Origin of the sequence: Leptospira soteropolitanensis (assembly GCF_026151655.1) — a bacterium.
Lineage (GTDB): Bacteria > Spirochaetota > Leptospiria > Leptospirales > Leptospiraceae > Leptospira_A > Leptospira_A soteropolitanensis.
In genome coordinates, this window is record NZ_JAMQPN010000015.1 from 1 (window position 1) to 10,093 (window position 10,093).

10 protein-coding genes are annotated in these 10,093 nt (G+C 35.1%); all 10 read left to right on the forward strand.

Annotated features, from left to right (window positions below):
- The first annotated feature begins 257 nt into the window (after positions 1–257).
- The 10 genes from ND811_RS18455 to ND811_RS18500 all read left to right on the forward strand — a co-directional run bounded on the left by ND811_RS18455 (position 258) and on the right by ND811_RS18500 (position 9,653).
- Positions 258–1,199: a TIR domain-containing protein gene (locus ND811_RS18455; protein WP_265353473.1), complete on the forward strand. Its 942-nt coding sequence runs from the start codon at positions 258–260 to the stop codon at positions 1,197–1,199.
- Between the two features lies 1 nt (position 1,200).
- Complete coding sequence (locus ND811_RS18460; protein WP_265353474.1) at positions 1,201–1,899, forward strand: adenylate/guanylate cyclase domain-containing protein; 699 nt, start codon at positions 1,201–1,203, stop codon at positions 1,897–1,899.
- A gap of 1,396 nt (positions 1,900–3,295) precedes the next feature.
- Complete coding sequence (locus ND811_RS18465; RefSeq protein WP_265353475.1) at positions 3,296–3,589, forward strand: hypothetical protein; 294 nt, start codon at positions 3,296–3,298, stop codon at positions 3,587–3,589.
- A 215-nt stretch (positions 3,590–3,804) separates the two neighbouring features.
- Positions 3,805–4,410: a hypothetical protein gene (locus ND811_RS18470; protein WP_265353476.1), complete on the forward strand. Its 606-nt coding sequence runs from the start codon at positions 3,805–3,807 to the stop codon at positions 4,408–4,410.
- Positions 4,411–5,093: 683 nt separating this feature from the next.
- Entirely contained in the window at positions 5,094–6,281 is a 1,188-nt protein-coding gene (locus tag ND811_RS18475) for a hypothetical protein (protein ID WP_265353477.1), read from the forward strand.
- A gap of 209 nt (positions 6,282–6,490) precedes the next feature.
- Positions 6,491–7,255 (forward strand): hypothetical protein, encoded by a 765-nt coding sequence (locus tag ND811_RS18480; RefSeq protein WP_265353478.1) that lies wholly within the window; start codon positions 6,491–6,493, stop codon positions 7,253–7,255.
- A 376-nt stretch (positions 7,256–7,631) separates the two neighbouring features.
- A complete protein-coding gene (locus tag ND811_RS18485; RefSeq protein ID WP_040507220.1) occupies positions 7,632–7,952 on the forward strand; it encodes a DF family (seleno)protein in 321 nt (106 codons plus the stop codon).
- A gap of 328 nt (positions 7,953–8,280) precedes the next feature.
- Positions 8,281–8,718: a putative toxin-antitoxin system toxin component, PIN family gene (locus tag ND811_RS18490; RefSeq protein WP_265353479.1), complete on the forward strand. Its 438-nt coding sequence runs from the start codon at positions 8,281–8,283 to the stop codon at positions 8,716–8,718.
- A complete protein-coding gene (locus ND811_RS18495) occupies positions 8,711–8,971 on the forward strand; it encodes a toxin-antitoxin system HicB family antitoxin (RefSeq protein WP_002981142.1) in 261 nt (86 codons plus the stop codon). Before ND811_RS18490 ends, ND811_RS18495 begins: the two co-directional genes overlap by 8 nt.
- 262 nt (positions 8,972–9,233) lie before the next feature.
- A complete protein-coding gene (locus ND811_RS18500; RefSeq protein WP_265353480.1) occupies positions 9,234–9,653 on the forward strand; it encodes a hypothetical protein in 420 nt (139 codons plus the stop codon).
- Positions 9,654–10,093: the final 440 nt, after the last annotated feature.

The window sequence follows — 10,093 nt, forward strand, 5'->3', positions numbered from 1 at the left end:
AACATCCGCTACGTCGTATAACTGCGCCTTCCCGCTACGCTTCGGCACAAGGCCTCGCTCGGCCTACGGCAAATTGTCCTCCTGTCACTCGCTCGCATACGCAAGCTACGTGCCAGTCCCTAACGTCCCTTCCAGGGACTCAGGGTCGGACAACTTCGGGAAGGCTAATTCGTTATCTGCAATGCCACACAACTTTATTTATATCTCTTGTCATTTGTGACAAGCTTGCGATATTACTAATACATGAGGAATAAAAAATGAATCCTGAAGACTCTAAATTACCTGACAGCCTACTTCCACGTTTTCAAGGTGAGGATGGATTAAACCGTTTAAAAGATATTCTAGCAGATCAAATACTTATTAGGGGAGAAACTAAAGTAGTTGATGCACTCATCGATAAAATTGAGTTAAAAGAAATAACGGTTGGGTCTTTCCTGATTCATCAAGATGCAAGTGATAATGATATATTCTTAATATTAAGCGGTTCATTGGATATAATTGTTAATGGTAGGAAAGTTGCCAACCGTTATGCAGGAGAACATATTGGAGAAATGGCTTTGATTGATTCTACAGCTAGAAGAAGTGCTTCTGTAAGGGCTGCTGAAAATAGCGTAGTTGCAAAAATTTCAGAGCGAGATTTTTCCGCCATCGCAAATACTAATCCACAAGTTTGGCGAAGGATTGCTATTCAGTTATCACAAAGACTTAAGGAAAGGAATAAGTTCCATAGTCCTCCAAGGAGTCAACCTGTCGTATTTATTGGATCATCATCTGAAGGTCTAGATATTGCCAGAGAAATTCAATCATTATTTGAGCATGATACTTTTACTGTCAAATTATGGACAAATGGGGTCTTTAGTCCAAGTGCTACTCCTATAGAAAATTTAGTCAGGGAAATACAAGAATGTGATTTTGGTGTAATGGTGATCTCCGCAGATGACAAAGTATTATCTCGAGACACAAGTACAGAAGCCCCGCGAGATAATGTTATTTTTGAGTTAGGTCTTTTGATCGGCTCTATTGGCAGAGAAAGAACAGTTATGATATCTCCCAGAGGAGTAGATTTAAAGATTCCTACCGATCTAATGGGTGTCATTCCAATAACTTACAGTAATAATTTATCTGAAACCTTAAGCATAAGGCTATCCCCAGCAAGTCATGAACTTCGAAAAGTAATTCGCGAAAAAGGACCTCGTTGAAATGAAGACACTAGACGAATTACGATCTGATATAAAAGAAATTTTAAACACAGAATGGAAAACTCGTGAAGGTAGAGTAGTTCCCGAAACTAGTGATATAAAACTAGGAAATGATGCTGTTGAACTCGATGGAACAGTATTATATGCAGATATGGCAGATTCTACTGGCTTAGTAATGGGATATAAAGATTGGTTTGCAGCCGAAATATATAAAGTATACTTAAAATCAGCATGCGAAATAATAAAAAACAATGATGGCGTGATTACCGCATTCGATGGTGATCGTGTTATGGCAGTTTTTATTGGCGAATCAAAAAATACATCTGCAGCAAAAGCAGCATTACAAATCAATTATGTTGTAAGAAAAGTAATAAATGCGGAAATTAAAAATCACTATACTACAACATCTTTTCAGCTTGAACAAGCAGTCGGAATTGATACAAGCAAGTTATTTGTAGCTCGAACGGGTGTTCGAGGTTCTAATGATTTAGTTTGGGTTGGAAGAGCAGCTAATTATGCAGCAAAATTATGCGACCTGCGATTAAATTCTTATTCTTCCTTTATTACTCAAGAAGTCTTCGATAAATTACATGATTCAGCAAAATTCGGTGGTGAAGAAAAAAAATCAATGTGGGAAAAAGTTTACTGGGAAGATAGAGGAATTTCCGTCTACCGATCCTCCTGGTGGTGGCAGCCCTAGTAGACTTTCCAGTCTATCCAAAAATGCCCCAATAGCTTCTGCGCGGCACTGCAGATAACAGCAGGGAAACGCTGCGCTTCGGCACTTACGGCCTTGCTTGGGCTGCGCCACATTCCCTTTCTGTCACTCGCTCGCATACGCAAGCTACGTGCCAGTCCCTAACGTCCCGTTCGGGACTCAGGGTCAGGGAACGTCGTCTCCCCTAGTTCGTTAATTGCAATAGGTTAAATCATACAAAAAAATGCGCGAAAATTTTCTTTAGAAAGGGTTGAGGAATTAATATATTACTGCCTTTTAGTAGTGGAGACTCTCTTCAAAGATTCTTTTATTAAACTGTGATTTGCTAAAGATTTATATTTTTCCATTAAACGAAAAAAAAATGAGTTTTTAATTCACTAGTTCCAATCTAGATTTATAAGAAAAGAAAGATTCGGATCGAAAATTTTCGCGCTTGATGAGATTTCCCTTTCGACTATTATCTATTTCAATAGAAACCTACTGCAATTAACATCCGCTTACCGCTGCGCTTCGGCACTTACGGCCTCGCTCGGTCTGCGACACATTCCTCTCCGGCACGATTTTTTGCCTCCGCAAATATCGCGCCGACGCTAACGCCTCATACTGAGGCTCAGCTACGAGGAACGTCGGTAAGCTTTTTCGTTATACGTCATTGCTTAGAACTATTCTTATACTATTAAATACACAAAAATAAATTTATGAATATAGAAAGAAGGAAAGTTAAATTATTCTTTAATTCAGGGAAAAATTATACACTCCTCGGAAATTGCGGACATCTACATACATGGACGCCAGAATTAAATTCAAAATATATACCAGAATTCTTTGATTGTCTATTATGTACGACGAAAAACTCAGAAACTTACTTAACGACATTCTTTCCAATTATTGATGATAATTTTGAAGAATACTTCAGGCAATTTGATTCTCTGAAAAACGTATTCTTTGATAAATCGAGGAAAATAGAATTCATTCTATCCGAAATAGTACAATACTATAGAGAGATAAGAAATGATCAGAAAAAAATGATTCATTTTATGAATTACAAACTCAATTTAATACTTTGCTATATGACGTCGTTCTCTCTGCTGAAATTCTAAAAGAAGGATATACCATTGGTTTAAAGCAAAATCAAATAATTACCAGAGAACATTTGAAATCTTATTCTAATATGCATAATTTAAGTGGAAACTTCATTTCCTTACAAATAAATCAATTCTATTCAAATCATTGTTATGAAAATTTCGAATTTTTACCATTCGTGCATAGAATAAGTATAAACATAAAGTCCCATCTACTTTGGATCAGAGCCTTTCAAGATTCTTGCGCTAAAATAATAAATTTAAGCTTTGGAAATTCTCCTGGGAATTTTACATCAATGAATAGAATTTTGCAAAAGGAAAATACAGATACTCACAAAATAATCGATTCGCAAATTCAAGGGTATTTTGATTGGTTTTCTAAAATGAAAAACTTAAGAGATAAATCAAAAACTGGCTTAAACTTTAATACTATAGGTATAAAGGGAGATCAAGTAACCATTACAGAAAGTAGCGCTGGTTTTGAAATTGACTTAAAATTCTTCTGCGATTGTTTCGAGTATAGTGAAAAAATTACGCAACTAGCATATAAACTTTTGAATGAATTTAAAAGCAAATTAATTAAAAATTAATAGAAAAGCAACGACGTATAACAGCAACTAACCGCTTCGCTTCGGGACTTCGCCCTCGCTCGGTCTGCGACACATAGGCTTCTGGCACTCCCCTTGCCTGCGCAAGTGTCGTGGCCAGTCCCTAACGTCCCGTTCGGGACTCAGGGCCAGCCTACGTCGGTTAGTCTAGTTCGTTATGCGTAATTGCAAAAAAAATAAACCTGAATAAAATTAATATGAATATTAATGAACAATTAAGGGATCAAATCGACCTGGCTTTCAACGAAGCTACTTTACTAGGAATAGAATTCAAAAAAGAAAAAAGTATTGTTGCTTGTACCTTTGATTTAATCACAATGAATAAGAACGGAGAAGTTCCAAAGGATAAAAGACTTTTATTTATTTTTAAGTCGGTAGGTCGGTTTGTTGCTTCACTTAGGAATGCAAGATGGGATGATTCTACTGCAAAAGCTGAAATTTTCGACTATCATAATATCGGAGAAGTGGTTCAGAAATTTGGTGCTCGTTCAATTTATGGATGGGAGTTCATTAATCGCGGAAACGAGATTTACGATACATGGAAAGATAGATTAAGCTTTGATTTTAACTCTAATCACACATCTGGACTTACTAATACAATAGACTTATTTCAAGAAAATTATAACAAACATATTGATATTAGAATCTGGTTTGATAGCTTTGATATTTTAACTCCTAATTACGAGTCAGTTGAATTAGAAGAGTTTTTAGAAAATGGTAAGCGTGGCTGGGAAGCAATCTACTCCAATAATCCAAGAATGCAATCCTTTGGTATATTTCCAGGATCGAATGATATTGAATAAGCTAGAAGAAATACCTTCAGATTTTCTGTAGCTAATTATTAAACATATTGCAACTACGCATAACAGCATGTAAACGCTGCGCTTCGGCACTTACGGCCTCGCTTGGTCTGCGACACATTCCCCTCCTGGCATTCGCTCGCATACGCAAGCTACATGCCAGTCCCTAACGTCCCGATGGGACTCAGGGTCGGGGAACGTCGTTTACACTAGTTCGTTAATTGCAATAGGTTAAATCATACAAAAATAACGCGCGAAAATTTTCTTTAGAAGGGGTTGAGGAATTAATATAAAACTGCCTTTTAGTAGTGGAAACTCTACCCAAATAATCTTTTATTAAACTGTGATTTGCTAAAGAAGGTAATTTTCTCATTAAACTAAGAAAGATGAGTTTTTAATTCACTAGTTCCAATCTAGATTTATAAGAGAAGAAAGATTCGGATCGAAAATTTTCGCGCTTGATGAGATTTCCCTTTCGACTATTATCTATAACAATAGAAACCTACTGCAATTAACATCCGCTTACCGCTGCGCTTCGGCACTTACGGCCTCGCTCGGTCTGCGACACATTCCTCTCCGGCACGATTTTTGCCTCCGCAAATATCGCGCCGACGCTAACGCCTCATACTGAGGCTCAGCTACGAGGAACGTCGGTAAGCTTTTTCGTTATACGAAATGCCATAGATATGTTTGAAAGAATTTCAATAACTGAAACAGAAGAAGAATATCTAGATAGACCATTAGATATTGGTCTAATTCTGGAATCCATGCTATTCTATAGAAAGACTATAGTAATCTGTTCAACAAAAAAAGCATTCTTACAAATCCTAACAGAATTAGGGATTGATAATCTAATTAAATTAATTGAATCTGAAACACTTGAGTTAATGTTTAATGAAACATATTCTGCAATAGAAACAAACCTAGATACGAACAATAAACTCATACACAATGTTAAAATCCAACAGTTCAACAATATTACAAAGGAATCAGAGCTAGAAAAAGCGTGTATTCTATTTACTAATCGAACTGGGAAAGGAAAAAGAATTGCTAAACTTCTGATTGAACAAACAAAATCATTTAAACATTCAATTCCATTTAAAGAAATTGCAAAAGAAGTTTTTCTAGATAAGAAATATATAGAAAAAGCATATAAAGGAATTCTTAATCGATATGTCCCTAATTCAGAAGAATTAAACCTAGGTACCTTTAGCTTGGAAAAAAATGAATACGGATTTTCAATAAATTCAACACTTGATTTTGAAAAAATTAATACAATAATTTCAAAAATCGGAAAGGAAAAAATAATTCTTGGATCAGGAAATATCCTTGCAGATATATTAGGAATTGAATCCGATATCTACTGCTCATCTGAAAATTTAAGTGAAATAATAAGTACTAACAGTAAAAATAACCTATTGTCCCTTCGATTAAGTTATTTATCAGAAAAACTATTAAGAAGTAATTTTCAGAAAGAAAATTTTCTTAAAAAAATCAATCCTAGTCTCAAAACAATTAAGGAAGAATACGATTCAGGAAATATTGATATTTCAAAACTAACAAATGCTATACTTCATTCAAATAAATTCAAAAAATGGTTAAACACACAAGAAAATGACCAAGATATTCTGGACTCATACCATTCAGAAATTATAAAAGAAGATTATCTATCGAAACTTCCTGACAAAGTTTATAGATGGATATTCTTTGGAATAACTGGCTTAATACTGGAAAAATTTCTTCCAGGAAAAGTAGGCATGGTAACTGGCGTAGGATTAAGTATAGCAGATAATTTTTTCGTAGACAAATTAATGTCCGGATGGAGACCAAACCAATTCGTAAAAGACTATCTTATCAAAAGCATTCATGATTAAATGGCACTTCGTATAACAGCATGTAAACGCTGCACTTCGGGACTTGCGCCCTCGTTTGGGCTACGCCACATTCCCCTCTGGCACTCCTCTTGCTTACGCAAGCGTCGTTCCAGTCCCTAACGTCCCATCCGGGACTCAGGGTCGGGGAACGTCGTTTACACTAGTTCGTTATACGCAATTTTGCAATCAAACAATTACAGGATATAAACGTGACTAATAATCTTGATGAGTTATCAATACAAAAAATAAAATTAGAAATTGAAGATCTACAGAAAAAAAATTCAGAAAACTGGCTTTCAAAGAACATAAACCAGATAACAATACTTCTTGCAATCCTAACCTTCAGCTTCAGTATATATCAGTATAATGATACGGAGAGCACTATTCAAAAAGAAAATAGAGAAAAATATCTATTTGAAAGAAAACAAAGAGCCTTTAAACTTTTAGAAGAGGCGAAGTATGCAAATCGCTATGAATTTGGTCTGCTAATCGAAGAAATTGAAAGAATTACCCAAAATTCAAATCAAGAAAGAAATGAGCTTATAGCACTCTATAAACAATATTCAGAAGAATTTAATTGGTATAATCAGAGTGAAGTTTATTATGAGTATTCACTTTTTACTAGATCTCCAATTTATCGCCAAATGCTTAAAACTAGTACAAATTTACAGATTATTTTGGTTAAATTACATCAAAATTTAAAAGTATTAAAAAGAAAACATTCAATAGAAAATTTCAACAAAATGTTTGGTTTAGAGGTTGGGGTTCAACAAGATGAAAATCTAAGATATGATGCTTTGCAGATACGTATTTTAGTTCTATCATACATAAGTCATTTACATTTGCTAAAATCATTAGATGAGAATTATCTTTATACACCACATAGAAATCAATTAAATCTTTTAGTTCCCGCTGGTTTAGCAGAAAAACTTGTAAACGTAATCTTTACGGATTTAAATTTAAAATATCGATAAATGCAAAACTGCGTATAACAGCGACTTACCGCTACGCTTCGGCACAAGGCCTCGCTCGGGCTGCGCCAAATTCCCCTTCTGGCATTCGCCTTGCTTACGCAAGCTACATGCCAGTCCCTAACGTCCCGTTCCGGGACTCAGGGTCGGGGAACTTCGGTAAGTCTAGTTCGTTATGCGCAAGCCTAGTTGATACTTTTAATTATAAGAATTTCAAACTTCGAATTAGCAATTATGAGTTAAATCTGGAGAAATTACTATTATATGAATTGTCAATCTCTCGGTTTTGATATAGTCTAAATATTAATATAGGTTTATTATCGTGATGAATACAAAGCAGAAAGCCGATTTCAAAATTTTATTAGTGATGGTATTTTAGATGATTGAGTTTCAATATTTTAATGATTGTCCAAATGCAAGTACTACTTTAAATAATCTAAAAACACTAATAAAAAAAAATGTTATTAATATTAATGAAGTAAAAATTGTTGAAATTGAAAGTCCTGAAGATGCTGCCAAACTTAACTTTCAAGGATCACCTACAATTTTAATTAATGGGATTGACATTTATACAGGGGAGATTCCAGATAATACAAATTTTTCATGTAGATATTATCTTTTCGATGGTAAAAGGACAGGCATAATGAGCGAAGAGTATATTAAATTAAAATATGAACAATACAAAATAAAACAAAAATGAATTACTGCGCAAGCGGTGGTTTAAATTTATTCTGGTTTTCAACTTGGCCTTCGCATAACAGCGACTTAACGCTTCGCGTCGGGACTTCGCCCTCGCTCGGTCTGCGACACATTCCTCTCTGGAACTCCTCTTGCCTCCGCAAGCGTCGTTCCAGTCCCTAACGTCCCTTCGGGACTCAGGGTCGAGAAACGTCGTTAAGTCTAGTTCGTTATACGCAAGTTGCTAAAGTTAATAATCTTGCCGAAAAAAAAGAGAAAATTACGAAACTAGATCAAAAATCTCATAAAATTTAGTAGATTTATGATAGCATATTTGATATCATAAATCTGTGCGAGTAACCATTGATACAAATGTCATATATCAAGCTCTCAGAGACAGTAGAGGTGCTTCGCATTTTATACTAACTTTAGTTGAAAACAAACGAATCGAATTAGCGCTTTCAACTCCAGTTTTCGTAGAATACTCTGATGTTTTACTTAGAGATAAGTCGCTCTCTGATCTGAGTTTATCAAAGAAGGAAATCAATCTTGTTTTGGACTTCCTTGCTTTGGTGGCTACGCCTTTTTCAATTAACTATCTACTAAGACCGAATCTTGGGGATGAAAACGACAATCTTTTTGTTGAACTGGCTTTCGCTAGTAACAGTCGATATCTCATTACTTCAAATATAAAAGATTTTAACGAAAATAAAAATCTAAAATTTGATTCTTTTAAAGTTATTACTCCTACCGATTTTGCTAAATTTTGGAGATTAAATTATGAATAAAAAAAATGTTCTCACTATTCGAATTCCAGAAGATCTTAAAGAAAGAATTGAGAAAACTGCAGCTACACAAGGTGTTTCTCTTAATCAATTTGCTTTATACGCTTTTACAAGAGGTATTAGTGACATTGATACTGCTAACTTTTTCAAAAAACGTATTCAAGGCAAAACTAAAGAATCAATTGAAGACGGATTTAAGAAAGTTATGGGAAAAGTCGGAAAGAAAGATAAGATTCCCAGTTGGGATAAGCTTTAACTCTATAGTAGCAACCAGCGTATAACAGCGGCTTACTGCTTCGCTTCGGGACAAGCCCTCGCTCGGGCTACGCCAAATTCCCTTTCTGTCACTCGTTTGCAGCCGCAAACTACGTGCCAGTCCCTAACGTCCCGTTCCGGGACTCAGGGTCAGGGAACTTCAGTAAGCCTAGTTCGTTATACGACATGCTAAAAACTAATCTTAAATATTTAACAAAAACAATAGCCTATGGTCTTATAAAAACAAACAGTAAGTTATCAAAATGAAAACCCATTTCCATACAAAATTACTAATTTTTATCTGTGTTTTCACAATTTCTAAATGTGTAAAAAATCAAAGCGTAAATGAAGGTTCACTAATTAGCCTAAATGATGCACAAAAAGAATATTCAAGTGTCATTTTTCTGAAAACCGCTGAATATTACCCGAATCAGGCATTCTATTTTCTTTTTACACTTGAGCAGGTAGATTTCGGATGCCATAGAGATATTCATTATGATAAATCAGATTTTCAAACCTGTATGAAAAATATCACTTTATCCAAGTTCCAATCGAATAATCCAACTGACCTTTTCTTTCAAATTGAAACTTATAAAGACAAATTATGTAATTTGAAAAAAATAATCCTTTTTAAAGATTCTTTAATTAAGGGAGAACTAAACCTTTGTGAAATTAACCCTTAACTCACTATTATCACTCTTCATATTTACATTTCCTTATTACACAATCCAATCAAAGGAAAAATTTAGACCAGAGTATGATTATTCCATTAATCGAAACTCTTTGTTTCAGGATTGTGATGAAAAAAAGGCATGTTATGAAAGCTGTAATAACATTCCAAATTATGCGATGATTTTTAGCATTTTCACACATTCTGTCGACTCTGAAATTTCAAAGAAAATAAAAATTTCATGCCTAAGCGATTGCTCAAGAGTTTTATGCTATAAAAATTATAAATAGCAATTTTAGCACGTCGTATAACAGCAACTAACCGCTTCACTTCGGGACTTGCGCCCTCGTTCGGTCTACGACACATAGGCTTTTGTCACTCCTCTTGCTTTCGCAAGCGTCGTGCCAATCCCTAACGTCCCCTCCGGGGACTCAGGGCCAGCCTACGTCGGTT